At 53.2% G+C, this 26,284-nt stretch carries 28 protein-coding genes; 3 read left to right on the top strand and 25 right to left on the bottom strand.

Annotated elements, in window-relative coordinates:
- Positions 1-37: 37 nt before the first annotated feature.
- The 20 genes from GXP52_08975 to rfaE1 all read right to left on the bottom strand — a co-directional run bounded on the left by GXP52_08975 (position 38) and on the right by rfaE1 (position 16,229).
- Positions 38-1,186 carry a methionine adenosyltransferase gene (locus GXP52_08975; GenBank protein NOY87419.1) on the bottom strand — a complete coding sequence of 383 codons (1,149 nt, stop codon included), beginning with the start codon at positions 1,184-1,186 and terminating at the stop codon, positions 38-40.
- Between the two features lie 493 nt (positions 1,187-1,679).
- Positions 1,680-1,943 (bottom strand): HPr family phosphocarrier protein, encoded by a 264-nt coding sequence (locus GXP52_08970; GenBank protein NOY87418.1) that lies wholly within the window; start codon positions 1,941-1,943, stop codon positions 1,680-1,682.
- The gene (locus tag GXP52_08965; GenBank protein NOY87417.1) at positions 1,925-2,662 is read right to left on the bottom strand and encodes a PTS system mannose/fructose/sorbose family transporter subunit IID; all 738 of its coding nucleotides are present in this window, start codon (positions 2,660-2,662) and stop codon (positions 1,925-1,927) included. The genes GXP52_08970 and GXP52_08965 overlap by 19 nt, the downstream gene beginning before the upstream one ends.
- Positions 2,659-3,354 carry a PTS sugar transporter subunit IIC gene (locus GXP52_08960; protein ID NOY87416.1) on the bottom strand — a complete coding sequence of 232 codons (696 nt, stop codon included), beginning with the start codon at positions 3,352-3,354 and terminating at the stop codon, positions 2,659-2,661. Before GXP52_08960 ends, GXP52_08965 begins: the two co-directional genes overlap by 4 nt.
- Positions 3,351-3,839, bottom strand: coding sequence for a PTS sugar transporter subunit IIB (locus GXP52_08955; GenBank protein ID NOY87415.1), 489 nt, complete (start codon positions 3,837-3,839; stop codon positions 3,351-3,353). The genes GXP52_08960 and GXP52_08955 overlap by 4 nt, the downstream gene beginning before the upstream one ends.
- A 3-nt stretch (positions 3,840-3,842) precedes the next feature.
- Positions 3,843-4,253 carry a PTS sugar transporter subunit IIA gene (locus GXP52_08950; protein ID NOY87414.1) on the bottom strand — a complete coding sequence of 137 codons (411 nt, stop codon included), beginning with the start codon at positions 4,251-4,253 and terminating at the stop codon, positions 3,843-3,845.
- Positions 4,254-4,259: 6 nt separating this feature from the next.
- Positions 4,260-5,129, bottom strand: a complete 870-nt coding sequence (gene rapZ, locus GXP52_08945; GenBank protein NOY87413.1) for an RNase adapter RapZ — start codon at positions 5,127-5,129, stop codon at positions 4,260-4,262.
- Positions 5,126-6,097, bottom strand: coding sequence for an HPr(Ser) kinase/phosphatase (gene hprK / locus GXP52_08940; protein ID NOY87412.1), 972 nt, complete (start codon positions 6,095-6,097; stop codon positions 5,126-5,128). Before hprK ends, rapZ begins: the two co-directional genes overlap by 4 nt.
- A 12-nt stretch (positions 6,098-6,109) precedes the next feature.
- Positions 6,110-6,571, bottom strand: a complete 462-nt coding sequence (locus GXP52_08935) for a PTS sugar transporter subunit IIA (protein ID NOY87411.1) — start codon at positions 6,569-6,571, stop codon at positions 6,110-6,112.
- Positions 6,572-6,584: 13 nt separating this feature from the next.
- A complete protein-coding gene (gene raiA, locus GXP52_08930) occupies positions 6,585-7,130 on the bottom strand; it encodes a ribosome-associated translation inhibitor RaiA (GenBank protein NOY87410.1) in 546 nt (181 codons plus the stop codon).
- Positions 7,131-7,210: 80 nt separating this feature from the next.
- Complete coding sequence (rpoN, locus tag GXP52_08925; GenBank protein NOY87409.1) at positions 7,211-8,662, bottom strand: RNA polymerase factor sigma-54; 1,452 nt, start codon at positions 8,660-8,662, stop codon at positions 7,211-7,213.
- Positions 8,659-9,378 (bottom strand): LPS export ABC transporter ATP-binding protein, encoded by a 720-nt coding sequence (gene lptB, locus GXP52_08920; protein NOY87408.1) that lies wholly within the window; start codon positions 9,376-9,378, stop codon positions 8,659-8,661. The genes rpoN and lptB overlap by 4 nt, the downstream gene beginning before the upstream one ends.
- A complete protein-coding gene (locus tag GXP52_08915; protein ID NOY87407.1) occupies positions 9,375-9,842 on the bottom strand; it encodes a hypothetical protein in 468 nt (155 codons plus the stop codon). The genes lptB and GXP52_08915 overlap by 4 nt, the downstream gene beginning before the upstream one ends.
- Entirely contained in the window at positions 9,839-10,375 is a 537-nt protein-coding gene (locus GXP52_08910) for an LPS export ABC transporter periplasmic protein LptC (protein ID NOY87406.1), read from the bottom strand. The genes GXP52_08915 and GXP52_08910 overlap by 4 nt, the downstream gene beginning before the upstream one ends.
- Before the next feature lie 61 nt (positions 10,376-10,436).
- Entirely contained in the window at positions 10,437-10,970 is a 534-nt protein-coding gene (locus GXP52_08905) for an HAD hydrolase family protein (protein ID NOY87405.1), read from the bottom strand.
- A 32-nt stretch (positions 10,971-11,002) separates the two neighbouring features.
- Positions 11,003-11,902, bottom strand: a complete 900-nt coding sequence (locus tag GXP52_08900) for a KpsF/GutQ family sugar-phosphate isomerase (protein NOY87404.1) — start codon at positions 11,900-11,902, stop codon at positions 11,003-11,005.
- 74 nt (positions 11,903-11,976) lie between these two features.
- Complete coding sequence (gene kdsA / locus GXP52_08895) at positions 11,977-12,876, bottom strand: 3-deoxy-8-phosphooctulonate synthase (GenBank protein ID NOY87403.1); 900 nt, start codon at positions 12,874-12,876, stop codon at positions 11,977-11,979.
- The gene (locus GXP52_08890) at positions 12,869-14,476 is read right to left on the bottom strand and encodes a CTP synthase (protein NOY87402.1); all 1,608 of its coding nucleotides are present in this window, start codon (positions 14,474-14,476) and stop codon (positions 12,869-12,871) included. Before GXP52_08890 ends, kdsA begins: the two co-directional genes overlap by 8 nt.
- Positions 14,473-15,243, bottom strand: coding sequence for a 3-deoxy-manno-octulosonate cytidylyltransferase (gene kdsB, locus GXP52_08885; protein NOY87401.1), 771 nt, complete (start codon positions 15,241-15,243; stop codon positions 14,473-14,475). The genes GXP52_08890 and kdsB overlap by 4 nt, the downstream gene beginning before the upstream one ends.
- Complete coding sequence (gene rfaE1 / locus GXP52_08880) at positions 15,240-16,229, bottom strand: D-glycero-beta-D-manno-heptose-7-phosphate kinase (GenBank protein NOY87400.1); 990 nt, start codon at positions 16,227-16,229, stop codon at positions 15,240-15,242. Before rfaE1 ends, kdsB begins: the two co-directional genes overlap by 4 nt.
- Before the next feature lie 344 nt (positions 16,230-16,573).
- On the opposite strand from rfaE1, the gene GXP52_08875 reads away from it, so the two are divergent.
- The 3 genes from GXP52_08875 to GXP52_08865 all read left to right on the top strand — a co-directional run bounded on the left by GXP52_08875 (position 16,574) and on the right by GXP52_08865 (position 19,928).
- Positions 16,574-17,635 (top strand): glycosyltransferase family 4 protein, encoded by a 1,062-nt coding sequence (locus tag GXP52_08875; protein ID NOY87399.1) that lies wholly within the window; start codon positions 16,574-16,576, stop codon positions 17,633-17,635.
- A 143-nt stretch (positions 17,636-17,778) separates the two neighbouring features.
- Positions 17,779-18,819: a glycosyltransferase family 9 protein gene (locus tag GXP52_08870; protein NOY87398.1), complete on the top strand. Its 1,041-nt coding sequence runs from the start codon at positions 17,779-17,781 to the stop codon at positions 18,817-18,819.
- 8 nt (positions 18,820-18,827) lie between these two features.
- A complete protein-coding gene (locus GXP52_08865) occupies positions 18,828-19,928 on the top strand; it encodes a glycosyltransferase (protein ID NOY87397.1) in 1,101 nt (366 codons plus the stop codon).
- Between the two features lie 26 nt (positions 19,929-19,954).
- Here GXP52_08865 and GXP52_08860 read toward each other — a convergent pair whose 3' ends face one another.
- The 5 genes from GXP52_08860 to GXP52_08840 form a co-directional block, all read right to left on the bottom strand.
- Entirely contained in the window at positions 19,955-21,013 is a 1,059-nt protein-coding gene (locus GXP52_08860) for a hypothetical protein (protein NOY87396.1), read from the bottom strand.
- A gap of 74 nt (positions 21,014-21,087) precedes the next feature.
- Positions 21,088-22,425, bottom strand: coding sequence for a hypothetical protein (locus GXP52_08855; GenBank protein ID NOY87395.1), 1,338 nt, complete (start codon positions 22,423-22,425; stop codon positions 21,088-21,090).
- Positions 22,426-22,677: 252 nt separating this feature from the next.
- Positions 22,678-24,714, bottom strand: coding sequence for a glycoside hydrolase family 57 (locus GXP52_08850; protein NOY87394.1), 2,037 nt, complete (start codon positions 24,712-24,714; stop codon positions 22,678-22,680).
- Complete coding sequence (locus GXP52_08845) at positions 24,674-25,471, bottom strand: SDR family oxidoreductase (GenBank protein ID NOY87393.1); 798 nt, start codon at positions 25,469-25,471, stop codon at positions 24,674-24,676. The genes GXP52_08850 and GXP52_08845 overlap by 41 nt, the downstream gene beginning before the upstream one ends.
- On the bottom strand, positions 25,455-26,243 hold the full coding sequence (locus tag GXP52_08840; GenBank protein ID NOY87392.1) for an SDR family oxidoreductase: 789 nt from the start codon (positions 26,241-26,243) through the stop codon (positions 25,455-25,457). Before GXP52_08840 ends, GXP52_08845 begins: the two co-directional genes overlap by 17 nt.
- Positions 26,244-26,284 lie beyond the last annotated feature (41 nt).

Raw genomic sequence — 26,284 nt, 5'->3', positions numbered from 1 at the left:
GGTTCCTCCTGTGGACTTTTTACGACATTGTCAATGATTACAGACCCGCGGCGGACCGGAGTTCCTCAACCTTGTCGGTCTTCTCCCAGGTAAATTCCGGGTCATCACGCCCAAAATGTCCATAGGCAGCTGTATTCCGGTAGATCGGCCGAAGGAGATCCAGCGCTTCGATTATCTTCCTGGGTCTCAGGGGGAAGATATCTCTGATAATTTTTGCGATTCTGTCCGGGGAGATCTTCGCTGTCTGGAATGAATTGATCATGACCGAAACGGGATCGGGAACCCCGATTGCGTAAGCAAGCTGAACCTCACACCTTTCGGCCAGACCCGCGGCTACCACGTTTTTGGCAATATACCTGGCCATGTAGGATGCGGATCGATCTACCTTGGATGGATCTTTCCCCGAAAAGCACCCTCCTCCGTGACTGCCCTGGCCACCGTAGGTATCGACGATAATCTTCCGCCCTGTAAGTCCCGTATCCCCCATCGGCCCGCCCATGACAAACCTGCCTGTGGGATTCACCAAAAATTTGGTCCGATCATCCAGCATTTCCGACGGAAGAACCTTTCGGGCGACTTCCTCAATAATCCCCTCCCTCAACACCTTTTGCTCAATGTCGGGGTGGTGTTGGGAGGACAGAACCACAGCATCAATGCGAACAGGCTGATACCCTTTGTACTCGATGGTTACCTGGGATTTTCCGTCGGGCCTCAGGAAATCGAGAATCCCTTCCTTCCGGCAATCGGTCAGCCGTCTGGTAAGCTGGTGAGCAAATACGATGGGCATCGGCATCAGACCCGGTGTTTCATTGCAGGCGTAGCCGAACATGAGACCCTGATCACCGGCACCACCGGGATCAACTCCCATGGCTATGTCCGGCGATTGATGATGGATGGAGGTGAGCACGCTGCACGATTCCCAGTCGAAACCCATCTGCGAGCTGTTGTATCCTACATCCCTGATCACCCCCCTGGCGATTTCCGGGATCTCAACGTAGGTGGAGGTTGTTATCTCACCGGCTACGAATACCAGACCGGTAGTAACCAGGGTTTCGCATGCCACCCTGCATCCGACATCCTCCTTTATGATTTCATCAAGGATGGCATCGGATATTTGGTCGGATATTTTATCGGGATGTCCTTCGGTCACGGATTCCGAAGAAAAGAGAAAATCGGTCATGCTCATTGCCTGTAATCCTCCATATCAAGGGTTTCAAATGTTTTTTTAGGTTCATCCGGCTAACGTGTACCTTTATCTTCCGCCTGTCATTGTGAGGCGATAATATGCGACGCAATCCCTAAGATCAAAAGCTGACTCATCACAGTGCAGCCCATGGAAGGCTGCTCCACCCTTCGACAAGCTCAGGACAGGCAGGGTTTTAAAAGAGGGTTTCACAGGACATGCCATCATGCAGAGAAAGGATGGTAATGCATTTATTCATGACCCTGGTAGATTCGCACTAAACCTGCCAAAAGAATTGTTTTGAATAAACCCTGCGTCACCCTGTGTAACTCCGTGTACCCTGTGTTAAATCAGCTTTTCCCCAGTCGGGTCTTTATCCAGGTACTCATTTCCAGGATGAATTTTTTTAAAAACAGAGCCATTCATAGCAAAAGGTCTGGTTTAACACAACCGCCAGGTCCGGCATGTGACCGCTTCCACGCTACGGGTTCCTGCATTATTCACCGAACCCGGAAGACACGATTTCAACCAGCGCCCTGACGGCACCATCCTCGTCTGTGCCCTCCGCCGCCACAACGAGGGTCTCGCCTTTGGCCGCGGCAAGGGTAAGTATCCCCATGATACTCTTGCCGTTGACCTTCTTTCCTCCCTTTTCAAGCCATACCTCGCTATGGAACCGTGAGGCCTCTCGGACAAATACGGCGGCGGCACGGGCGTGCATGCCAAGCCTGTTGCTGATGATCACCTCGGCAGAAACCACGGTAATTCCATCCTTAACCCCAGTACACCCAGGATCAGAGAGATAAAGGCGACAGTGACCCACACCGTCAGTGTGCTCCTCCCCTTCAGGTAGAGGGCCAGGGGAACACAGAAAAGCAGGAGAACGGTTCCAGGCGTCCCGGTTCTGAACGCTACCATTCCGAGGAGAAAACCCGCGAAGGGCGCTATGGCCGAGCGAGTTATCCTGGAAAGCCCAACGCTATCGTGATCGGCGATATAGGACAACGGGTCGGCGGCGTTCTCGAACCCCTTGTCAAACAGTAACCACCGGGAGATCAGCTGGATGGTGTTATGGAGCAAGAGAAGCGTAAACACCCCTGCCAAAGGGTTGAAAAGGGCGACACACAGTCCTGAAACGGTGACAAGCGGTCTCAGGGAGCCCCAAAAGAGGCGGTCGCCCGTCGCTCCCAAGGGACCCATGAGGATGTTTTTGGCCCGAACCGACCCCTCATGGTCTCCTTCCTCCTCCAGTCGGGCGCTTACACCGAACAGGTAGGAGGCCATGATGGGGTGGGTGTTGAAATAGGTGAGGTGGCCCTTGAACACCTTATGAAAATCATCTCCGGTGAACCTCCTGAGCCATGGGTAAAGGACGTAAAAATACCCCAACCCCTGCATGTGCCTATAGCTCCAGGATCCCTGTATGGACAGGGAGCGGATTAAAAAAAGAATCCTCTGCCTGATTCCGATTTTGCTCATGCCAGAACGCCGCTTCCTACGAGGGCACCCGCCAGCAGGCCCAGGACGAACCCGATCCATCCAAGCCCCCGGAGACGATTGGCCGACACACCGGCCAACCCGACGAAAAACGGGGTTATGCCGATAATCGCAAAATACCCCAACGCTCCCGGTATTGCGGCCAGAATCCATGAGGAAAAGAAATAGAGGATGGCCCCGGACAGGGCAATTGACAGGGCGTGGAAAAGGAATGCCCGACTGATACTCAGCAGATGTACAGTGCGTGCCTGTCGAGGATTCCCCATTCTGAAGAGAGCCACAGACCTGGTTATGGCCCGTTCGTTGGACCTCCTCCAGACGATTTCTGCCAGGCGGTCCGGCAGGATGGCGGGAAGAGCAAACAGGGCGGCTGCCGGGACCCTCATCCAGCCATGGTCGCCAAGCACCCCCGATGCGAGCAGCATCACGGCGAGAAGGGCCGGGTAGAGGGGGTGATAGGGAACATAGGAACCGGCGGGAATGGCACGAATAAAAAGCAGTTCAAAAAGGATGCCCACCATTGCCCCCTCTGCGGGCTGGCCGGTGAGGATACCGAAAAGGAAGGACGCGGCAAGCGGCCTGGACAGAGAAAACTGGCCAAAGGCTGTCCTCTCAACACCAAGAAGGCCGCCGATAAGGGCGGTGGAAACGAGAAGACCCGGCAGGGAACTCACTGGATATCTTCCTTTGAAAGGGCGAATTTTTTCAGGTCGTAGGATTTTCCGCCCGGGAGATCCGTGGCCTCGACTTCAATCCCCAGGGATAACAGTTCCCGAAGAACATCCAGGTCATTTCTGTCCAGGAAAACGGATGGGCTCACCTTCCATCCCCGCCGCAGGTGATGGAGATTTCCGACGTTCACGGCATCGATGGATACCCCGTTCTTGACCACCGCGAGAACGTCCGCAAGAGAGCTGAACAGGAGGAGACTATTTCTCCCCTTTTCTCTTTCAAGACACGGTTTCAGGCTGGAAGTTGAAACGACGGAAAATTTGGTTGAGGTGGAAACGATCATGCGCATCAGGCGACATCTGGGTCCGTCCTCGAAGATTTCATTGTCGATCACACAGATAAAATCGGCCTGGAGATATGGGACCCAACTTTCGATGATCTGTCCATGGACAAGACGATCATCCACCCTGGCAAGGACCACCGGCATACGCTACTTACCTGACAGATATTCCGCAGCCACCTTGATATGCTGCCTGCCATAATCCCTGAGGGTCCGGGCCGCCTCCCCCAAGGAGGTTGTACTATCAAAGGTCGCAACTTTCAGCAGCATGGGGAGATTGACGCCGGTCACAACCTCAACCTCACCTTCGGCAAGGAACGAAAGACCTATGTTCGATGGGGTCCCACCAAACATATCCACCAGGAGAATGGCTCCTCTGACGCCTTTTACGCTCTCGATCGCCCGTCCAATGTTTTCCCTGACATCCTCGACACCGTCGGAGGCTTTGACCGCCACATGGACCATGTTCTCCAGTTTGCCGGTTATGGAGGCGCAGGTGTCAACCAAGGCCTCACCGAGCCCTCCATGGGTTACAAGGACTATGCCTATACCCTCGATCATGCGTGACTACTCCTCCCGCAGGTCCCGATGCCTGACCTGTACGTTAACCAGAGTGTTGTCCGAGAATTTTTCGGCAATCTTCTCCACAACGGCCACCGAACGATGCCGCCCGCCGGTGCACCCAATGGCCACCGTCAGATAACCCCTGGCCTCACCGGCATATTTCGGGATAAGGTCAGACAGAAAATTCTCGAGCTTTTCCAGAAACTCCTCTGTCCCATCGGACATCTCAATGAAGCGCCGGACCTCTGGGTCCCTGCCGTCCCTGTCCTTGAGACCCTCCACGAAAAACGGGTTGGGGAGAAAACGGACGTCAAAAACCAGGTCGGCCTCCCTGGGGAGTCCCAGTTTGTATCCGAAGGAGACAAAGGTCAGAACCATCCGGCCGTCTTTGTCCGTTCCTCCAAACCGTCTCCGAATAAGTTTTTTCAGCTCATGTGGATTAAGATCGGTGGTATCGATATGAATATCGGCGGCATCACTCAGAGGTTTAATGAGCTCATGCTCCCTTTGAAGCGCCTCCGACAAAGGCGAAGCCGGGTCCAGGGGGTGAACCCGTCTCGTCTCGCTGAATCGCTTCTGGAGTGCGTCCATCGAGGTCTCCAGACAGGCAACGATAACCTTATAGCCGGAGTCCTTCAGGGATTCTATGACGACCGGGAAGCGAGTCTGAAGGTCAGGTTCCCGGATGTCCATAACCATGGCCGCCCGGCTGATATCCGGATGTCCCGTCTCAACGAGATGGGCAAAGGCATGGAGGAGATCCACCGGAAGGTTATCGACAGCGTAGTAGCCGATATCCTCCAGGGTCTTCAATGCGGTGGTCTTCCCAGTGCCTGATGCCCCGGTTATAATGACAAATTCGGTCCTCTTCATTCAACCGACTCCAAGTTAGGTTTTCCCCTTTTCACCATGTTGTCATTTATCTTCCTGGAGAGATTCCCGTCGAATTCCTGAGCCGCATTATAACCCATCTCTTTGAGTAGGTGGTTGCGGGCGGCCACCTCAACTATGAGGGAAAGATCCCGGGCCGGGCGAATCGGTATCCTCAGGTAGGGCACCTTTGAACCGAGGATGGGATAGGTGTGCTCGTCGAGTCCCGTCCGATCAATCTCCTCTCCCTTCCGCCACTCCACCATCTCAACTATGAGTTCGAGCTTTTTTGTCTTTCGGATGGATGAGACCCCATACAGATCCTTAATATTGATAATACCCAATCCTCGGATCTCAATGTGGTGTTCTATGAGTTTATCTCCGCTTCCGAACAGTACGCCGGGGGCCGTTCTTTTAATGATGACGACATCATCGCCCACAAGCCTGTGGCCCCTTTCCACCAGTCCGAGGGCGCATTCGCTTTTCCCGATGCCGCTCTTCCCGAGCAACAGGATGCCTACGCCGAACACATCAACCATGGCGCCATGGACAGAGGTCTCAGGCGCCAGGACATTCTCGAGATAGGTAGTAACCCTTCTGATAAGGTCTGACGAGATATCCGGCGATCGGAATAACGGAACCTTGTGCCGGTCGGCCAGTTCCAGCATCGCGTCAGGAACGTTCAGGCCCTTTGCGACGATAAGGCAGGAAACCCCTGAGGAACACAGCCCATCGAGACGCTGCCGTGCCACCTCGGCCTTCAGTGTGGCCAGATAGGATATTTCAGTCTGTCCGAGAACCTGAACCCGATCCCTGTGAATCTGATCGAAATAGCCGGCCAAGGCCAATCCAGGCTTCTGAATACGGGCAATCCGGATCGGTCTTTCAACCCCGTCCCAGCCGGCGAGGACCTCAAGACCAAGGTTTTCACGGTTGTGTTCAAAGAAAGTACTTACGGGGATACTGCTCATACGGCCCTGGAATTAGTGCCGCTTGTCCTCCTCGGAAATCACCCGATAGAGCGATTCATCGTCCGTGGATTCCATAAGTGCCCGGCGGCAATCGGGGCTTTTGATGATCCGTGAAATCCGCGCGAGGGTCTTAAGATGATCACCACCGGAGTCCTCCGGTGCAACAAGGAGAAAAAGCAGATGAACCGGCTCCTGATCGTGGGCATTGAACTCAATCCCCTTGGTGGAACGTCCGAAAACAACCACGATTCCATTAATGTCCGGAAGCCTGCCGTGGGGAATAGCGACACCGTTTCCAATCCCGGTGCTTCCCAGTTTTTCCCTGTCCAGAAGGACTTCCACCAGTCCATCGGTGTCTTTGATAATTTCTCGTGATTTCAGATGTCCCGCAAACTCTCTTAACGCCCCCTCCATGGAGGAGGCGTTAAGCTCCGGGATAATATCCTCCGGCGAAAGAAAATCAACAATCTCCATGACAACCTCTTACCTAATCCTGCATACGGGGTTCGATGAGGCCGTAATGCCCATCATCCCGTACATAAATTACATTGAGTTCATTGGAGTTTGAATTGTTGAACAGCAGGAAAGGTTTATTCATCAATTCCATCTGCATTACAGCTTCATCGACCGTAATGGGCCTCAGGATTATTTCCTTCTGTTGGATAATCTCAGGCGTTTTTCCCAGGTCGTCAGCGTCATGTATAATTCTGTGGCTGGCCTTGAAAACCCTGACAGCGTCACGATCACCATGTCTCTGAATCTTTTCCCTGTACTTCTTGACCTGCCTGTCCAATTTGTCCAGGACCAGGTCGATGGAGGAGTACATGTCATTCGTCTCCTCCTTGCCCTTGATGATGATACCGTTGGCAGCCACAGTGACCTTGGTAATATGCCTGTATTTCTCCACCTGAAAGACGACCTGCGCACTGACCGGCTCGATCAGAGGTTTAAGAACTTTTGACAATTTCTCCTCGACGTAGCTGCGCAGGGCATCACTTTGTTCCATCCTTCTAAACGATACTTCGATCTGCATTCAATGCCCTCCTAAAGAAAAGTAGAGTGGACGTAAACATGATTGCGGGCCAAAGTCAACCCCGCTGGGATTTTACCGTGTCAGAAGGACCCTTTCCTCCGTGAGGAGGGTAGTATTCCCATGTTCTCCCTGTATTTGGCGACGGTTCTCCTGGCGATATCGATGCCCTCCAGTTTCAGCATATCGGAAATGGCCTGATCGCTCAGAGGCTTATCCTGGTTCTCTGCCTTGATAATATCCTTTATCTTGGCCCTCACGCTTTCCGACGCCAGAAACTCCCCGGAGACAGTCTGTATCCCCGGGTTGAAGAAATATTTGAGTTCCAACAAACCTTCAGGACAATGAAGATATTTCTGTGTGGTGACACGGCTGACCGTGGACTCGTGTACCCCGATGTCATCCGCCACATCTCTTAAAACCATGGGTCTTAAATATTTTACCCCACGCTCGAAAAACTCCATCTGTTTCCCCAGGATACTTTTTACTACCCGGTAGATGGTCCGCTGACGCTGATCGATGCTTTTTATCAACCATGCCGCCGATCTGATCTTCTCCAGAAGAAATGCCCGGTCCTCCTCCGGAAGTTTGGAACCGCGGTTAAGAAGTTCCCGGTAGTAGCTGTTGATCCTGAGTTTCGGCATTCCGTCATCATTAAGCATGATGATCCATTCATCATCCATTTTGAAAAGATGCACATCCGGCGTTACATAGACAGGGGCGCTACCCCCGAAAGGCCTTCCCGGCTTGGGTTCCAATCCATGCAGAATCCTCTGTGCGGACAGGATGTCCTCCATGGGAACATCAAGTTCCCTGGCGATACCGGCAAGGTCACCCTTGCCCAGATCCTCCAGATGTTCGGCTATCAAACGCTCCGTCAGGCTGCCCTCGATTCCCAGCTGACGAACCTGTAGGAGAAGACATTCCTTCAAGTCCCTGGCTCCCACGCCTGGAGGATCCAGCTGCTGTACGAAGCCTAGTATCTTCTCCCCGATTAAAAGCACATCGTCTCCGAGGGGGAGGAGAACCTCCTCGAGGTCTGTCCTGAGGTAACCGTTCTCGTCAAGATTCCCGATAATCAAGGACCCGACATCGAATTCTTTCCGGTTGAGCTTCGACATTCGAAGCTGCCAGAGGAGGTGCTCCTGCAGGGTGTCGGGCCTGCTGATGAGGCTCTCGAAGGAAGGGCGTTCCTGTTCTTCCCGGACATGGTAAGGAAGGTTCTGTCCGGAATCCAGATAGGCCTCCCACTCCTTCAGGTTATCGGGGATGGACAGGACATTTATCTCTTCCTCCCTTTCCGGTTCCTTCCTGACCGGTTCGTCGGAGGAGATGTCCTGCTGATCCAGGGAAATGTCATTGGGACTTTCCGGGGGGGATGTCTCATCAAGGGCAGGGTTTTCGAGAATCTCCTGGCGTACCATTTCTGCGAGTTCAAGCCGGGAAAGCTGAAGAAGTTTAATGGCCTGCTGCAGCTGAGGGGTCATAACCAGCTGTTGGGTCTGTTTCATCTGGAGATGTATTTTGATGTTCACAGGCTGAATCCCTCTCCAAAATAAACTTTTTGGGCCTTCTCACTGGACGTGATCACCTCCGGGGATCCCTCTTCCAGGATCTTGCCTTCCGCCAGGATGTAGGCCCTATCGGTGATTCCCAGGCATTCCCTGACGTTATGATCCGTAATCAGAATTCCGAGATCCCGTTTCCTCAATATCAGGATAAGCTCTTGCAGCTCCAGGACCGTAATGGGATCAATCCCGGCGAAAGGTTCATCCAGCAGAAGATAGGATGGGTCCGCCACGAGAGCTCTGGCAATCTCCACTCTCCGCCGCTCACCCCCCGAAAGTTTTCCACCAAGGTTTTTGCCAAGATGGGCAACACCCATTGCTTCAGTCAGTTCCTCCAGCAGAGCATTTCTCGACCCGGCAGGGATGCCCACCGCCTCCATAACGGACAGGAGGTTATCCTGCACAGTCATCCCCCTGAATATGGATGGTTCCTGGGGGAGATACCCCAGGCCGGCCCGTGCCCGGCGATGCACAGGCCACCTCGTTATATCGGTGCCGTTAAGAAGAACCTGTCCGCCATCCGGCCTCACCATCCCCGAGATCATGTAGAACATGGTGGTCTTGCCGGCCCCATTGGGTCCGAGCAGCCCAACGACCTCGCCGGGAGAGAGGGTGATGGACACGCCGTCCACCGCCGTCCGTTTCCGATATCGTTTAACGAGGGAATCAGCAACGAGCCTCATTGGCTGCTCCCCGATGACGGAATTATCACGGCATCCACAGGACCGTCAAAGACGGCTACACCGGTGTTCACATCGTAGGAAATCCTGACCGCATTAATGCGGTCCCTCCCTCTTAAAAGTCGCGGTGAGCCTGTCAGGATGACCTTTCCGCTTGTAAGGTCAAACTCCGCCTTTTGGGCTTCGGCCTTATCGCCCATCCGGGTCAAAACAACATTTCCCTTAGCGGTCCCCCTCTTGACCCGGGAGGAATCCGTGGTGACCACGACCAGGGAGTTGCATGTCAGCTCGGCGGTTTGGAACTTTACGAACACGTTGCCCTCAAACCTGACCTCGCTTTTCGTCTCGTCGATCTTGAGAGAATCGGACTGGATCTTCAGCTCCTGACCGGCCGCGAAACCCGTTATGGGCAGCAACAAAACCGGAAGCATCAGGGCAACCAGAGCCCTTGCGGACAAACCTCTCATGGAGTCCTCCCGTCCAGAAGCCATCTGGCCCTGACATCCCCGGTGATGAACATTATGCCGGTAGAGATATTATAGCTGAGGGTTCGACCTCGCACACGAAGCCAGGAAGCCGTCAACTCTACCCCACCCTGGGAGGTGATAATCGAGCTGTTTCCATCCCATCGGAGGGTGGGGGCGGAAAAATGGAAGCCGGAAACGGTTCCGGCCCTCGTATCCCCCTCGAGATCAAGGATCCTGGTGTCCGTGTTATACAGGCCCCTGTCGCCCCGAGCCCAGACCTTTTCCACAGCGCCTTCCAGCATCTGGGCCCTGATATCCCTGAGGGCGACCAGGGATTTATTCCGGACGGAGGCTTCAGCTGCCTGGATCCGCCAGGGTGCGGGACCGTTCTCCTCAACGATTTTAAATCCCTTCAACTGGATATCCGAGGCCAGACTTGAAGGGGGGACCGTGAAAACAAGGGTCATGACAATACCGCCCAGAAGCAGAAGGACCGGAGCAGATGCACGGAGTGATCTATCACGGACGTTCATACCCGCTAGAGTATCATAATGTCGGGAGAAAGAAAAGAAGATGGCGCAAAAGTTGCATAAACTACAGGTAACGTTTAAGGGTACTGTCCCACAGGTCCTGGGCCTTGAGGATGAAAACGATAAGATCCCTTGCCGCCCCGCACCCTCCCGGGGAATCAAATACAATGGCCGCACGTTCCCTGACCTCCGAAGGGGCGTCGGCAACCGCACAGCCAAGGCCGACCTTCAACAATATTGGAAGGTCAACCAGGTCGTCCCCCATGTAGGCAACCTGGGAGGACTCCAGACCAAGAGTGGAAAGGAGGTAATCCAGAGCAACGATTTTATCTTTTACCCCCTGGAAAACGTGCTTGACTCCCAACTCCCCGGCCCTGATGTCCACTATGGGACTCATACGACCGGTGATGAAGGCAACCGTCAATCCCGCTCTCTGGGCAAGCTTTATGGCATGTCCGTCCCGGACATTGAACGATTTGATCTCATCGCCGGAGGATGTATAGGAAACTTTTCCATCCGTCAAAACCCCATCCACATCGAAAGCCACCAACCTTACTTTTCTGGCGGAAGCCAGCATTTTCCCAGTGGCAGCTTCCATACCTGACTTATCTGTTCCCTTCAGGGGGGTCATCAGGCGACTCCCCCTTTCAGAATGTCATGCAGATGGATAACCCCTTCCATGGTCCCCTCGGGGTTCGTGACGACCAGGCTTGTAATGGAGTGGCTCTCCATTACCTGAAGGGCTTTGGCGGCCATGGTTTCCATGGTGATGGCCTTGGGGTTTCTGGTCATAACCTGTCCGGCGGTAAGCCCAAGCGGGTTTGCCTTTGTTTCAAGCAGCCTCCTGAGATCTCCGTCGGTGATAACTCCAAGGAGAGCGCGATTTACATCCACCACAGTTGTAAAACCGAGCTGCTTGGAGGTGATTTCAAAAATGGCCTCCCGGAGGGGGACCTCTTCGTTGACCACCGGGATCTCATTACCGGTATGCATGATATCAGCCACGGTGAGGAAACGGCGTCCCAGCGTTCCCCACGGATGAATCATGGCGAAATCCTCCTCTGAAAACCCTCTTAATTCCAGCAGGGAAACGGCTAGGGAATCTCCCAACGCCAGAGTAACCGTGGTGCTGGCGGTCGGGGCCAGGCCCAGGGGACAGGCCTCCTCCTCTACCGAGATATCCAGGACTACATCCGCCCTTTTGGCCAGGGTGGAAGGGCCTTTGCCCGTCATACATATTATGGGAATCCCCAACCTCTTTACCGACGGCAGAAGCCTGATCATCTCCTCCGTTTCGCCGCTGTTGGACACGGCAACAAGGACATCCCCCCTGACGAGCATCCCCAGGTCGCCATGGCCTCCTTCCGCGGGATGGATGAAAAGGGAAGGAGTGCCGGTACTCGCGAAGGTCGCGGCGATCTTTCGGCATACCAGGCCCGACTTCCCCATTCCAGCGAAAACGACCCTCCCTTTACAGGCCAGGAGCATCTCAACGGCAGTGACAAACTCTCCTCCAAGCCTCTTCCTCATTTTCGCTATGGACCGCTCCTCGACGGTCAGGACCTGCCTTGCGGTGGACAGCACGGACTTGGGATCTATGGGAATCACCTTGATAACCTCGCAAAAAGTCTCTCCGAGCCATTTTTCGAGGCGGGGGATGACATCGAACCTCCTGATTTTGCGGCGCTGTCAATCAGTAGAAGGGATTCGAGAAGATCCTTCAGCCGTTCCAGGGGCCACATGTTCGGTCCATCGCACGGAGCGGAGTCGGGGTCGGGATGAACCTCCATAAAAACCGCGTCAATTCCGCACGCCACCGCACCGCGGCAAAGGTGAGGAATGTACTCCCTGGTTCCTCCTGATCGGTCACCCAGCCCTCCCGGAAGCTGGAGGCTATGGGTTGCGTCATAGACAACAGGGGTTCCAAGACCTCTGATTACAGGAAAGGATCGAAAATCAACCACGAGGTTGTTGTAGCCGAAGGTCGTACCTCTCTCGGTGATAAGCAGACCTTCCCCGTTCCGGACCTTTCCAATGATCCCACCGACATCCCAGGGGGACAGGAACTGCCCCTTTTTTACATTAACGGGTAATCCCGTTCGGGAAGCGGCCAGGAGAAGGTCCGTCTGGCGACAGAGAAAGGACGGTATCTGAATAAGATCCAGAACCTCCGCTGATCGCTCCACCTGTCTGGTATCGTGGACGTCGGATGTTACAGGTATACCCAGATCCTGCCTGACAGTTCCGAGTATCTCCAGCCCGGCCTCGAGACCAGGCCCGCGGAAAGTGCTTCCGGATGTTCGATTCGCCTTGTCGAAAGAAGATTTGAAGACCAGGGGGACCCCAAGATCCCGGCATATTCGGGAAAGCTCCCCGGCAGCGGAGAGGGTGGATCGGGCGGACTCGATGACGCATGGACCCGCAATGAGAACAAACGGCGCATTTCCCCCGATGTCCACCTCTCCAACCCGGACTGTTCGAGTATGGACGGGCTTTTTATCCACTGTTTTTACCCTTGCATGAAAGGCTGGCAGCTATGAAACCCGAGAAAAGAGGATGGGGATTCCAGGGTCTTGACTTGAACTCCGGATGGAACTGGCAACACAGGTACCACGGATGGTCCTGAATCTCGACCATCTCCACAAGGCTCCCGTCCGGGGATGCGCCTGACATGACGAGTCCGCTCTCCTCGAGTCGCGTGCGAAACTCCGGGTTGAATTCGTACCTGTGCCGATGCCGTTCGGATATCTCCACTGTCTTGTAGGCCTCAAATGCTTTGGTGCCCACCTGGATAGTGCATGGATAGGCACCCAGCCTCATGGTTCCCCCCATATCCTTCACATCCCTTTGTTCCGGAAGCAAATCGATTACAGGATAGGGCGTGTCGGCATCGAATTCCGCGCTGTTGGCTCCCTCAAGGCCCGCAATGTTCCTTGCAAACTCCACAACTGCGAGCTGCATTCCCAGGCAGATGCCGAAGAACGGGATCCGGCGCTCCCGTGAAAAGTTGATGGCATTGATCTTCCCCTCCACACCCCTGTGCCCAAACCCTCCTGGAACAAGTATTCCATCCGCGGCGACAAGTATGGAGGGATCCGATTTTTCCAGCTCCTCCGAATCCACGAACTGGAGATGTACACGACAGTGGTTCGCAAGCCCACCGTGGACCAGGGCTTCGTTCAAACTCTTGTAGGACTCGATAAGGCTGACGTATTTACCGACAACGGCAATGGTGACCTCATGAATGGGGTTATGAACCCGATCGAGGATCTCGTCCCACGCCGACAGGTCCGGGGCGCGGGTCCACATCCTCAGCCCATCCACGATCTGATTGTCCAGCCCCTCTTCGTGATATGCGAGGGGGACCTCATAGATGCTCTGTACATCTTTGGCGGTGATAACCGCGTTGGGCGGGACATTGCAGAAAAGGGCGATTTTTTTCTTGATATCCTGGTTCAGAATGCGGTCGGTACGGCACAGAAGGATGTCCGGCTGGATACCGATTTCCCTCAGTTTCTGAACCGAATGCTGGGTCGGCTTGGTTTTTAACTCCCCGGCCGTCTTGATGTAGGGAACCAGGGTCAGGTGGAGATAGATCACATTGTCGGGTCCCACGTCACTTTTGAACTGCCGAATGGCCTCTAGAAATGGAAGGCTTTCGATATCGCCTACGGTTCCCCCGACCTCACAGATGAGGACGTCCATCCCGGCCGCTGCGGATCGAATCATGGATTTTATCTCATCCGTGATGTGAGGGATAACCTGGACGGTACCCCCAAGGTACTCGCCGCGTCTCTCCTTATTGATGACGGAGTCATATATCTGCCCGGTGGTGAAGTTGTTGGTCCTGGACATGGGGGCATGGGTGAACCTCTCGTAGTGCCCGAGATCTAGATCGGTCTCTGTACCATCGTCGGTGACAAACACCTCCCCGTGCTGGTAGGGGCTCATGGTGCCGGGGTCGACATTGATGTAAGGGTCCATTTTCTGGATGGAGACATTCAACCCCCTTGACTCCAGCAGGGCGCCGATGGCCGCAGAAGCAAGCCCCTTCCCGAGCGAAGAAACCACACCACCCGTTACAAAGATAAACTTTGTTTTCATGCTCCCTCTCTCCCTGGGGTACGGGTGTTCCCCGCCTCCTTCGCCATTTCCATCATTATCCTTTCCACCCTCTTGAGATCCTCGGGGCTGTCTACACCGATCCCGGTAAAACCCTCGACCCGGACAACATCTATTCCCATTCCATTCTCAAGCGCTCTTAACTGTTCCAGCCCTTCAAGGCATTCCAGTTTCCCCATGGGAAGACTGACAAAATCCAGGAGAGCGTCCTTCTGGTAGGCGTAAATACCGATATGCTTCAGGCCGGAATCGCCACCGGTCCATCCGTACGGTATCGGCGACCGCGAAAAGTACAGGGCCTTTCCCTGTACATCCACCAGGACCTTGACCACGTCCGGATCATGATACTCTTCCGGCCCGGACAGCGGCGCTGCGGCGGTGACGATGGGTGGAGGCGCTTCGGTATCCATGGCCTCCAGAACAGCCCCGATCACCTCCGGTGCGATCATGGGTTCATCCCCCTGAATATTCACTATCACGTCGGCGTCGATGTTGCCAGCGACTTCCCCCAAGCGATCGGATCCGCTCCGGTGGTCCGGCGATGTCATCATGCAGTCGCCCCCGAACCCCCGGACGGCCGCGAAGATCCGTTTATCATCGGTGGCAACGATGACCCTGCTGATCGCTGTACATGCCAGGGCCCTTTCATAGACATGTTCGACAAGAGGTTTGCCCATCAGAAGGGCGAGGGGCTTGCCCGGGAAACGGGTAGATGCGAAACGGGCGGGGATGACTGCCACCGAGTTCAATACAGCTCCCTGAGACGGGCCCTCATCTGGTCAAGGGTAATGGGTACCGTCCCGACCTCGTTCACAACAACGCCTGCGGCGACATTGGAGAGCCGGGCGCAGTCCTCGAGATCCAGGCCGGACGCCAGGCCCAGGGCGATGGTGGCGATAACCGTATCTCCCGCTCCGGTAACATCGTAGACCTCGCGGCCGACTGCGGGTATGTGAACCCATTTACCGTCACCTGTAAACAGGGTCATACCCTGGTCCCCGCGGGTGATGACGAGGGATCTGCAGTCCAGTTTTTCCATAATCATCCTGCCGGCTTCAATGATGGCATCCATGCTGTCGATAATAATCCCCGCCCCTGCGGAGGCTTCCAGCAGGTTGGGTGTCAGGACGGTCACCCCACGGTAGATGGCAAAGTGTTTGACCTTGGGATCCACGGCCACCGGAACCCCTTCCACCTCCGCCATGGCGACGATCTCCCGGACAAGTGTGGGCGTGACAACCCCCTTGGCGTAATCCGAGATTACCAGAGCCCCGCAATCGTCCAGGAAAGATCGTATTGCCCCGAGCAGCGTCCCCTCCTCATCCCTGGACAGAAGGGTGGTAACCTCCCTGTCCACCCGAACGACCTGCTGATTCTGAGCAAGAACCCGTGTCTTGATCGTTGTGGGCCGATCCCCGCCAAGGAGGACCCCTCTGACACCTATGCCCTTTTTCCTGAGGTCCTGGGCAATCCAGCGGCCCATCTGGTCATCGCCCACCACGCCGCAAAGTTCTACCTTCCCTCCGAGAGAGATAATATTGTTCGCCACGTTGGCCGCGCCCCCAAGCCGCAAGGTCTCACGATCGACCCCGACCACCGGAACAGGCGCCTCCGGGGACATACGCGAAACGTCGCCCCATATGTACTGATCGATCATCAGATCGCCGACGACCAGGACCTTCTTTCCCTCGAGCCTGTTCAGGTGTTCTTCGTCCCTGGAGACAATTTTTTTCATAATGGACCCCTCGTTCCGTTTGATGCGGACTTTTTCCATTTTCATTAACCTTAGCATTTTTACAACGTGCGGTCCTTCTTGGCAAGGGGATGCTGAATCATACCGGGGGCAAATCGTTGCCAGCGCAGGGTTTTATTGGTATAAACGCAGCAACCTCGCGGGTCTCCTCCATCTGAAGATAAGTCCTTCTTGAGAATTTTCTCCAAATAGCCGAGAGGATACGGAAATTCGGGTTGGAATGAAAATTACCCTGTGAAAGGACCCATACACTGACAACGCTGAAAGAGTATATTCACCTCGTCGTTCACGATGGTGCATCGCCGGATGGTGGAGGAATCCAGAATATGGCCTACTGGATCGCACGTTCATTGAGATCCAGAGGGTTTAAAGTCGTTGTCGCCGGAAGAATCGACACTCAGGTTTTTGACGGAAGTGGAATTGAGGTATTCAGACTGAGAAAACCGTTCAGGACGAAAAATTCGAGCGACATAAGGTTGCTTCTGCTATTGCTGCGGCTGCGGTTCAGGTACGGAGAAAAGATCGTCTTTTATTCACTTCTGATCAACAACGTGAAGGTTTTCAGGTGGTTAAGACCAGCGTTAAAATGGAAATGCGTCAGTTTCCTTCACGGGAATGAGACCCTCAGGCTTTTTCACAAAAAGAAGGGTACACTCAGGAAAAATCTCCGGGCATGTCAACACGTATTTGCAAACAGCAGATACATAATGAAAATCGTTGAAGATTTGGGGGAATTTAATAATATTTCCATAGTTCCGCCCGGTATACCTGTCGAACGCTTCCTGAATCACCCCACAACAGTGCACGGAAATCCGGATATAGCATCGAAAGGTAAGACGATCCTTATGCTGAGCCGCCTGGTCAGACGGAAAGGACACCTAACGGTCATAAAAGCTGTGGCGAGCATCAGGAGCAGACATCCGGACATCCGTCTTGTAATCGCTGGATCAGGACCCTACCGGACGACTATTGAGGATATGATCAGGCAGGAAGGGACTGAGGATATGGTGGAGCTGCCGGGGTTCGTATCGGAGAACGACAAACTGGACCTTTACGCCTCATGCGACATCTATTGTATGCCCAGTGAAATTGATGAAAAGAATTTCGAGGTTGAGGGTTTCGGAATAACTTTCATTGAGGCATCAGCCATGGGCAAAATCGTGATCGGAACTGACACCGGAGGAATTCCCGATGCCATTGAAAGGGACAGATCCGGCTTCCTGGTCCGGCCCGGGGACCATGCCCAACTGGCCGATCTTCTGGATCGCATATTTACCGATCCCGTGAGCTTCCAACCCATTCGAAACTATGCCAGGCAGCGGGCTCTGTCGAATTTCAGCTGGGACAAGCAGATAAACCGGATCATTGAAAAATTGATGGCTTCGTGAGAAGTCATCAAAGCGCCAGAAGTCATCAAAGCTCCCATTTAGGGGCGCTCAAATCGAAGATTTGTGAGGAAAGTGAAAATGACACTTTTCGCTTTCCTCAGAAGCAACCGCAGTTTATTACGACCCTGGGACAATAGAACGCTATGAAAAGAATCCTGATCGTTCGGTTGAGTGCCATCGGTGACGTCGTCATGGCATCGCCCCTGATCGGCGCCTTCCAGAGGACCTATCCGGAGAGCAGGATCTCGTGGCTGGTGGAAAAAGGATCGAAGGATGTCCTGTTAGGCAATCGGGATCTGGACGAGGTCATAGTCTGGCCGCGGGATGAGTGGCGGAGGCTTCTTAAGGGGTGGCATTTTATCAGGCTGTTCAAGGAGGCCTCCGTGTTTATCCGTAAGCTTCGGAAAAGGCCGGGATACGATCTGGCCCTCGATGCGCAGGGCCTGTTGAAAAGCGGGATATGGGCCTTCCTTTCAGGGGCGAAGGTCAAGGTGGGCATCGGGTCAAAAGAGGGCAGCCGGCTCCTCATGACCAGGGTCATCGACCGGAGTGGAGCATCGGACCGGATCAGTTCCCAGTACCTGCTTGGCGCCGAGGCGCTTGGTCTGGATACCTCCGATTTTTCCATGTGCATCCCCACGGGTCCCGAGGAGGACCGATTTGTGGATTCCGTCATGAACCGGGCCGGAATCGCCGACAAATACGCTGTTTTCTGCCCGTTTACGACCAGGCCCCAGAAACACTGGATCGAAGAGAGATGGGAAGAACTCGCCCGTCGAATTAGTAGTGAATTCGGCATGCCGGTTCTTATACTCGGGGGGCCCGGGGATAAGGAGGCCGCCCGCCGGATCAGGGGGGTGGACGTGAAGTGGTCCATCGACATGGTGGGGGAAACGACTATCAAACAGGCCGCCGGGCTTATCAAGAGGTCCTCGCTCCTCGTGGGAGTGGACACCGGCCTGACCCACATCGGGGTCGCCTTGGGCGCCCCCACCGTTGCCCTTTTCGGGGCGACTTGCCCCTACATTGACACGGGCAGCGACACGGCGGCGGTCATCTATCACCCGATGGAGTGCTCCCCCTGTCGAAGAAGCCCCACCTGCGAGGGGAAGTTCCCGTGCATGGGGTTCATAACGGCAAATGAAGTGATGGAGACCGCAAGCGGCCTTCTGGGGGAAAGATGACGGGCCCGCTGAAGATCCTCCACGTGGAAACCGGTATGCACCTTTACGGGGGAGCCCTCCAGGTCTATCACCTGCTTGATGGGTTAAAGCACAAAGGGGAAATAGAAAACATCCTGGTATGCCCAACGGGAAGCAGGATCGGCATTGAGGCCAAAAGCGTTGCGGACAGGGTTTACACAGTGTCCATGCGCGGAGACCTCGACTTACCATTCATCCTTCGATTGACGAGGATCATTCATCAGGAAAGGCCGGACATCGTCCACCTCCACAGCCGGAGGGGCGCAGATATCCTGGGCGGAATTGCGGCGAAGCTGACAGGCACGAGATGCATACTGACGAGAAGGGTCGACAACCCCGAACACCGCCTGATCGCAGGGCTCAAATACGGCCTTTACAACCACATCATCGCCATCTCCAACGGCATAAAGGCCGTCCTCGTCAGTGAAGGCGTACCCACCGAAAAGATCTCGTGCGTGCGAAGCGCCGTTGATGTGGAAAAATACTCCCAACCGGGCGACAGAAAGTGGTTTCTGAAGGAATTCGGTCTACCCGGGGATGCCAGGACCTGTGCCGTAGTGGCCCAATTAATCGAACGCAAAGGACACCGGTACCTTATCGAAGCGATCCCGGAAATCCTCAGAAACTGCAGTGAAGCGTACTTCCTCTTCCTGGGAAAAGGACCCATGGAGGCTGAGCTGAAGCTCCTGTGCGGAAAGTCGGGTATCTTGGACCACGTAATCTTCGCCGGTTTCCGGGATGATCCGGAGAGGGTCATCCCCTGCCTGGATCTTCTGGTCCATCCTGCCCTGATGGAAGGCCTGGGTGTTTCCCTCCTCCAGGCGGCCGCCGCGGGGGTACCCATTGTCGGAACCCGCGTGGGGGGAATACCGGAGGTAGTGAGGGATGGGATGAACGGGTACCTGATAGAACCCGGTTCAACCGGGGCAATAACCGATGCCGTCGTCAGACTTCTGGCTCGGCCCGACTCGGCCCGAGCCATGGGACTGGCGGGCAAGAAAATGGTTAGGGAAAGCTTTTCCATTGAGGAGATGGTGGAAGGAAATCTGAGGGTCTATCTCAACATGCAAAAAAACAGATCGAAAGGTTGATCGCAGCCGGCTGATGCACAGCACCTTTACTGGTCTGCACTATGAGCCACCACTTCTACACCGATATCCGACAACATTCGCTCGAACTTTTTTCTCTGCTCTACACCCTTTTCCTTGACCACATCCAGGCCGTAGGACACGACCCGGCAGCGGCCGCCTAGGATCATTTTGGCGGTCACAAGCCCGGTACTGGAAAATCCGATGACTATTTTGTATGGATGGTTGACAAGATAGTCCTCCAGAGGTTTTTCCGGCTCAATTTCATGGTAATCCGGAAGGAAAAAATCCCTGCGTGGGTCCCGTGGATGCCTTTTGAAATGGATATCCTCAATTCCAGCCCCATCGAGAAACTGATGAATACCATGAGCGATGGAGACAACCTCACGGTCCGACAGGTGACCCATGGAGGACATGGGTTGGCTTAGGACAAGAGCGTTTCTCAAGTCGCCGTCTTCGGTGGATTGAACGGATTCACTGTAAAACGACGGCAGCTCAACAATTTTCGAAGGCTGATACTCATGCGGGATATCGGGAAGGACATAGATACGGTCAACTATCGGATCATCGGAACCGGTTCTGTCGCCTTTGAAGATATAATAGTTCAGCGAAGGGAAGACCAGCCGGCGGAGCTTTTTCAGGTACTGTCCAATCTTCTTGGATATGCCAAGAGGGTGTCTTTGTACGTTCAACAGACCGTCTGGGATGAGCCTCACGGTGAAACGGGCTTCAGGGAAGGAATGCCTGAGGAAGTTTATATGGTAATTAACAGCCTCCGTGTCAATAACGGGGGCGTGGAGCCTGATGAAACCCGCATCCGGACACTTTCCTGCCACGATATCCAGGTTTTCACGTGTCCGGCAGATCTTTCCGAAGATTCCTCCCTTGGGGTAAAAACGAGGCCAGGGAAGGTAAGTGACGCTGTCCCATCCTTCTTCGGAAACGATCTTCGAGAGGAAATCCCGGGTGAAAAACAGATGGCGGGCCTCATCTCTGCAGAACCGCTCCGCGATAATTCGGGCGCAAAAGTAATGCAGGGGAGACGCGACCATAAACAGGTTGATTGTCGTTCCTCCCGCTCTACCCATCGGCAGTTTTCCCCCGGCACATCAGGCCGATCGTCTATCTATTGATATCCGGTTCATGAACACGGACGAAAACTTCAGTCATCCCCCAAAATTCTCTCAAGGAATTTCTGGAGCAGGCGCGAATTTTCTTCATCTGAGTAGTCTTTCACAAGTCCTGCGTAACCCGGATCTATGACACCCGGGGCCATCTTTCTGTAAAGATTCCCAAACTCCTTTTCCAGCAACGAATGATCGTGCTTATATTCCATGATTTCCTTTAATTCAACTCCTTCCCTGTATCTTACGACACCCGGCAGTGACAGGTACCAGGGACGTCCGAAAACCAGAACAGATTTACCACCACAGATCGTTTCCCATCCCGCCGAGCCGGATATGACAGCTGTAAATTTGGCTTTCTCGATCAGACTGTAGGTGTCTATGTTTCTCGACAGGAGTGTTGTTCCCGGTATCCTCGCGAGCCTTGTGTAAAAATACATGCCACGCTGCCTGTACTTCTGCTTCGGGTTTTCCTTGACGTAAATTTCCCAACTATCCGGAATGAGCACGCGTAATCTTTCGATCGCACTCAACTGATCCGCGAATTCCCCTCCGAGAGCGGAAGTTGTCAATTCCGGTTGAAGATGGAGCGGGAAATATACGAAGGGAACATCCAGATTCACGTGCTTTACTTCCGTTTTACTTTGAAATCGCCGGAATTCACAGCACGCCTGATATTTCTGGAAAACTCCGGAAAGTGACATGGGTTTTCTCTTCCGGGAATTCGCCAACTGCAGAAGATCGGCTACCAGGCTGGACCGGCAGTGATGCCTCACCGGTTTAATATTTTTCATATATATATAATCTTTTCTAAACCCTTTCGGCAGGGAAATCCTCCTTGTGTCCTGTTCGGAGGATACATCATTAAAAATACCGAAGTCATCCAGGCTTTTCACGTAGAAAAATCGGTTCGGAAAGAATGACTGATAGGTGATAATCACTTTTATCTTTAAGGCCTTGGCGACACGATACAAAATATAGTCAGGCCCAAACACCGGCGGTCCTGAAAGAATGACAACGTCAACTTTATTGCCGACGATAAGATGCAAAAAATAATCGACATATATGTGAAAAATATGTTTCAACTCCTGGACAGGCTTCCCGGAGGACAGGGACACACGCGAATACATATCCATAAAAATTGGGAAAGCATCCAGAACAGATGAGGTTATATGACTGCAGTCGCCTGAATAAGCAGGGTCTAAAAACTTTAATTTATAAACAAAATCATTAATATGATGCGAACATTCTTCAGCATGACCAAACCAGGCGGCCACTTCAAGCAACCCTTCTTTCTCAAGGGATTTTATTGCTGCGATTCCACTTGGGCTGAACCACCCCCATATTATACCTAAAGCACGCTTTCCATCTTTCATATTGAGCATCCTAAAATTTTGGTTGTTGAGGGATGTACCGCTATCCTTCCTAAAAAATACCGGTTCTGATGCCGGTCCTTGGATTTCATGGCGTTATAATTATTGAAAGACAGCAGAACCGAACAGCGGCTGGACAGTCTAATACCGTGTGGGAATGGCTGGGGGGCCCCTCTTTTCAGGTCTCCGTATATATGTTTCCCAAAGACGATGTCAAGATATTTTGATGTCTTTCACCTTGGGACAGCGGCAAGGTTATGAGGATGAAAACGCGCCGCCGGGGGATATGGCCATCCTGAACCTGAGCGGTTCGGCAGGGCTGTCGACCGGATCCGGTTTCGTCGTATCATCCATTTCCAGGAGGGAAAATGACACACGGCAGAAATAGGTCTTCCCCACCCTGTGGGATGTCACCAGACCTATGACAGCCGCTACGGTCCTGTCGACATCGATTCTCAAATGTTTCTCGCCGTCCCCTATCCGCACCAGGCCCTCGGTGATACCGATGCCGCTTGATGCCGACACGAGAAACGAAACCGGCAAGCCGTGGTCGACATCCACCCCGTACAGATCGAACCTCTCCTCCAGCTTTCCTCCATTGTGAGTACTGTAAAACAGGGATTCATAATCGAATACCTCAGGATTCAGGGCTACATGACCGAGCCTCAGGGAACCGACGGGCCGGGCACTCCAATCAAGACAATAGTTCAGCTCCACCCGCGGAACGCCCCGGTTGACGATTATCTCCTTATGAACCGGTCCCAGTTCGGTCTGAACCGACCCACGGATTATGATGGAAGAATCCCGCCGCAGGACCTCCGGTTCCACCGGATTGAGATCGGTCACTTTGGGTCTCCCGGGCGACTCCAGAACGAGATGACCGGAATAGAAATCGGCTCCCCATCCGATATCATCGAAATACCCATGCGGCAGGGTCCCGCAAAGAGACGTTTCCCCGTATCCGGTAAACCGCAGCGTTTCGAAAGCGAGCCCCCTTCGGCAGTTTAGCTGAAGGTAAATATCGTCTGTCTCAACGAAAAGGTAATTCCTTTCCCTTCGTGTCTTTCCCTTGTGGACCGCAGTCGGCAAGGGGGCGGTAGGTTTTTTTTTCGACATTCCTGATGCAGAACCGGCGCCGCATACCCAGGTTTCCATATCGCTCAGCCTGGTCTTGAAGTCTTTCCAACGCTTTTCAGAAATATGAGTCCGGAAATCGCTGCTCCACAGATAGCATAGTTCCTTCCAGTCCTCCTCGGATGCCTGTTGACTGCTTTTCAGGATTTCATAAATTCGCCAACAGATGGTATTGACGCCCAAGTCATCCCTGCCGGTAACAGCCCAACGGGTGATGTTGTACTTGCCCTGTTTTTTTACTGGAACAGGGGACTCCGGGGATTCAAGACTTAACCTGTTTCCCGCACCGGAGTGATCCATCCACTCAAGGACACTCCACGGAGAAACCGACTGGAAACGATCATCCGCCATAAGAGTCTTAAAGAGAAGTCGAATTCGTTCCCACTCATTGAATTCAATGGGTGCCTCCGTATGGAATCGGCCCGGTCGAAAATCGAAAATCTCCACGTCGTTCCCGTATAAGGACATTGCCCTGGCATCACCTGATAAATGGGAGACCAGATATTCGAGATATTCATCGATCTCCATCTCACCGTGGGCGTAGCGCTGGAACTTCTGAAAGGCAATGGATTTATTCCACAGGAGCGGAATCTCCTCGCCTCGCCGGCCACGGGCTATCTGAGGGAGATAACGCCATTCCGGATTCCATTCCGGGTGGAACCGTGATGGGTTGTCCCATTCCATGACGATACCCTGATACCCGTTGTCCAGGTAATGTTGGATCATACCGGCAGAATAAGCCTGTTCGTTGACCAGGGCGACCCCGGGTTGCATCCCCAGAAGATCTCGGTATACCCTGTTTCCGATACGTAAGTTGGCGGTGTTGACCTCGGCAGGAACAAGCGGACCGATGATCTGAGAATAACCGGACCCAACGAACTCGCAAGGACCTTCATTAATCAACCGCTTGAGTTCCCCGATCCATGAGGGGTCAATGACCGCCACGGTTTCCAGGGTAGAGGCTGCCGCCTCGATACCGAAAGGAAATCCTAGTTCCTTTGCCAGGTGAAGCAGGGGCCAGTAGCAGTTACGAATCACTTCGGGACGCTGGTCTTCCTCGATGGAGGAATAGGCAAGATTGAGGTGAAATACCGTGTATAAATGTAGAGGTTCCAATTTACCCTGTTGTATTACCACCTGAGGCCAACCATCCACCATCAATAACGATAGTTTGCCCGGTGATATAACGTGAAGAATCCGACGCAAGATACAGTACCGCACCTGTAATATCTGAGGGAACTCCAAGACGACCCATTGGAATACAGTTGATATTTGCCTCCCTGGTGTTCGCATCCGACAACAGGTCTTGCGTCATTACAGTTTGTATTCTTCCGGGGGCAATCATATTGACGGCTATATTATATGGCGCTAATTCAACAGATAAAGTTTTCAGAAATTGCGACATCCCCCCTTTGCTGGATGCATAGGCAGAAATATGAATTAATCCTATTTTCGATGTTAATGAAGTAATCCCAATGATCCTGCCATAATTACGGTCCATCATGTATTTTGAAAAATACTTACACACCAAAAAAGTACCCGTAAGGTTTACGCCAATAACCTTATTCCACTCATCAAGACTATATTGGTAAAAAGGTTTTCTTAATTGAACTCCGCTTGCTATCACCAGGATATCGACGCGGCCCCACTTCGTGATAATCTTACGTGAAAATTCATTGACACTTTCCTCATCGGGCAATTCCAACAAATGGAAGGAAAGTCTTACCTCACTTTCCAAATATTTTCTCATCCTTTCGGATATGGAATCTTCAGAGTGGCCGGTTATTATTACTTCAGAATGTGCTCTCAACAGACTCAGCGCAATCTCTTCGCCTATTGAACCAGTTCCGCCAATAACAACGGAAACCCTGTCAGATAGATCAGCCTGAATATTCCGGTCAATACTTTCTTTCATGTACGCCCCACCAAGCACATTTCGTCCACCCGCCATCGATGACAATCTGCTGACCATTAATGTGTTTTGATTCTTCTGAGACCAGAAAAGCCACCAGATTTGATACGTCCTCTGTTTCACCTATCCTCGTATTGGGCGTCCTTCCAATCATTCCGGCTTCAACATCAGGGCTCTGAGATAAGAACCAGGAGGTCCTTGGCGTTCTGATTGGTCCCGGTGCGACGGAATTTACTACTATACCGTAGCTACCCCACTCAACCGCCAAGGCTCTAGTAATCCCTTCAACGCCGGATTTCGCAGCATTATAGGCCACCCGCTGGGGATAGGTCGCTACGTTATGAAAGCTGGTCAGATTAACAATTCTCCCATAACGGTTCCTTACCATATTCTCGCCAAAGACTTTGCAACATAGAAATACCCCGTCCAAGTCCGTTCTGAGAACTGATTTCCATTCTTCAAAATCAAGTTCTTCCGTTTTCCCGGATGAGGCGGGTGCGGCTGCACATGTAACCAGAATGTCGATTTTCTTCCACATACCGAGAATTTTATTTTTCAAATCATTTAGCAGGCTTTCATCCCTTACATCGCATGCTGCGTGTATCAGCCTCCCAGAATCTTTTCCAATTCTCCCGGCAACTGTTTTGACGTTTTTTTCAGATTCACCAATTAAAACTACACTTGCTCCCTGTTCATACAGTTTTTCCGCCACTGAAGCCCCTATCCCACTTCCGGCGCCGGTTACTATCGCGATTCTTTCTTCTAGATTGATCATACTGAGACTCCTGTTAGATTTTTTCCCACTCCTTCTTCTTC

It is taken from the genome of Deltaproteobacteria bacterium (assembly GCA_013151915.1).
GTDB lineage: Bacteria > BMS3Abin14 > BMS3Abin14 > BMS3Abin14 > BMS3Abin14 > BMS3ABIN14.
This window is presented reverse-complemented; position numbering and strand designations above follow the sequence as displayed.

Bases quoted from the DNA above. Each gene is read 5' to 3' on its own strand.
- GXP52_08975 (NOY87419.1), bottom strand. From the start codon at position 1,186: ATGAGCATGACCGATTTTCTCTTTTCTTCGGAATCCGTGACCGAAGGA.
- GXP52_08965 (NOY87417.1), bottom strand. From the start codon at position 2,662: ATGAGCAAAATCGGAATCAGGCAGAGGATTCTTTTTTTAATCCGCTCC.
- GXP52_08955 (NOY87415.1), bottom strand. From the start codon at position 3,839: ATGCCGGTGGTCCTTGCCAGGGTGGATGATCGTCTTGTCCATGGACAG.
- GXP52_08950 (NOY87414.1), bottom strand. From the start codon at position 4,253: ATGATCGAGGGTATAGGCATAGTCCTTGTAACCCATGGAGGGCTCGGT.
- rapZ (NOY87413.1), bottom strand. From the start codon at position 5,129: ATGAAGAGGACCGAATTTGTCATTATAACCGGGGCATCAGGCACTGGG.
- hprK (NOY87412.1), bottom strand. From the start codon at position 6,097: ATGAGCAGTATCCCCGTAAGTACTTTCTTTGAACACAACCGTGAAAAC.
- GXP52_08935 (NOY87411.1), bottom strand. From the start codon at position 6,571: ATGGAGATTGTTGATTTTCTTTCGCCGGAGGATATTATCCCGGAGCTT.
- raiA (NOY87410.1), bottom strand. From the start codon at position 7,130: ATGCAGATCGAAGTATCGTTTAGAAGGATGGAACAAAGTGATGCCCTG.
- lptB (NOY87408.1), bottom strand. From the start codon at position 9,378: ATGAGGCTCGTTGCTGATTCCCTCGTTAAACGATATCGGAAACGGACG.
- GXP52_08915 (NOY87407.1), bottom strand. From the start codon at position 9,842: ATGAGAGGTTTGTCCGCAAGGGCTCTGGTTGCCCTGATGCTTCCGGTT.
- GXP52_08910 (NOY87406.1), bottom strand. From the start codon at position 10,375: ATGAACGTCCGTGATAGATCACTCCGTGCATCTGCTCCGGTCCTTCTG.
- GXP52_08905 (NOY87405.1), bottom strand. From the start codon at position 10,970: ATGGAAGCTGCCACTGGGAAAATGCTGGCTTCCGCCAGAAAAGTAAGG.
- GXP52_08900 (NOY87404.1), bottom strand. From the start codon at position 11,902: ATGAGGAAGAGGCTTGGAGGAGAGTTTGTCACTGCCGTTGAGATGCTC.
- GXP52_08890 (NOY87402.1), bottom strand. From the start codon at position 14,476: ATGAAAACAAAGTTTATCTTTGTAACGGGTGGTGTGGTTTCTTCGCTC.
- rfaE1 (NOY87400.1), bottom strand. From the start codon at position 16,229: ATGAAAAAAATTGTCTCCAGGGACGAAGAACACCTGAACAGGCTCGAG.
- GXP52_08875 (NOY87399.1), top strand. From the start codon at position 16,574: ATGGCCTACTGGATCGCACGTTCATTGAGATCCAGAGGGTTTAAAGTC.
- GXP52_08870 (NOY87398.1), top strand. From the start codon at position 17,779: ATGAAAAGAATCCTGATCGTTCGGTTGAGTGCCATCGGTGACGTCGTC.
- GXP52_08860 (NOY87396.1), bottom strand. From the start codon at position 21,013: ATGGGTAGAGCGGGAGGAACGACAATCAACCTGTTTATGGTCGCGTCT.
- GXP52_08855 (NOY87395.1), bottom strand. From the start codon at position 22,425: ATGAAAGATGGAAAGCGTGCTTTAGGTATAATATGGGGGTGGTTCAGC.
- GXP52_08850 (NOY87394.1), bottom strand. From the start codon at position 24,714: ATGGTGGATGGTTGGCCTCAGGTGGTAATACAACAGGGTAAATTGGAA.
- GXP52_08845 (NOY87393.1), bottom strand. From the start codon at position 25,471: ATGAAAGAAAGTATTGACCGGAATATTCAGGCTGATCTATCTGACAGG.
- GXP52_08840 (NOY87392.1), bottom strand. From the start codon at position 26,243: ATGATCAATCTAGAAGAAAGAATCGCGATAGTAACCGGCGCCGGAAGT.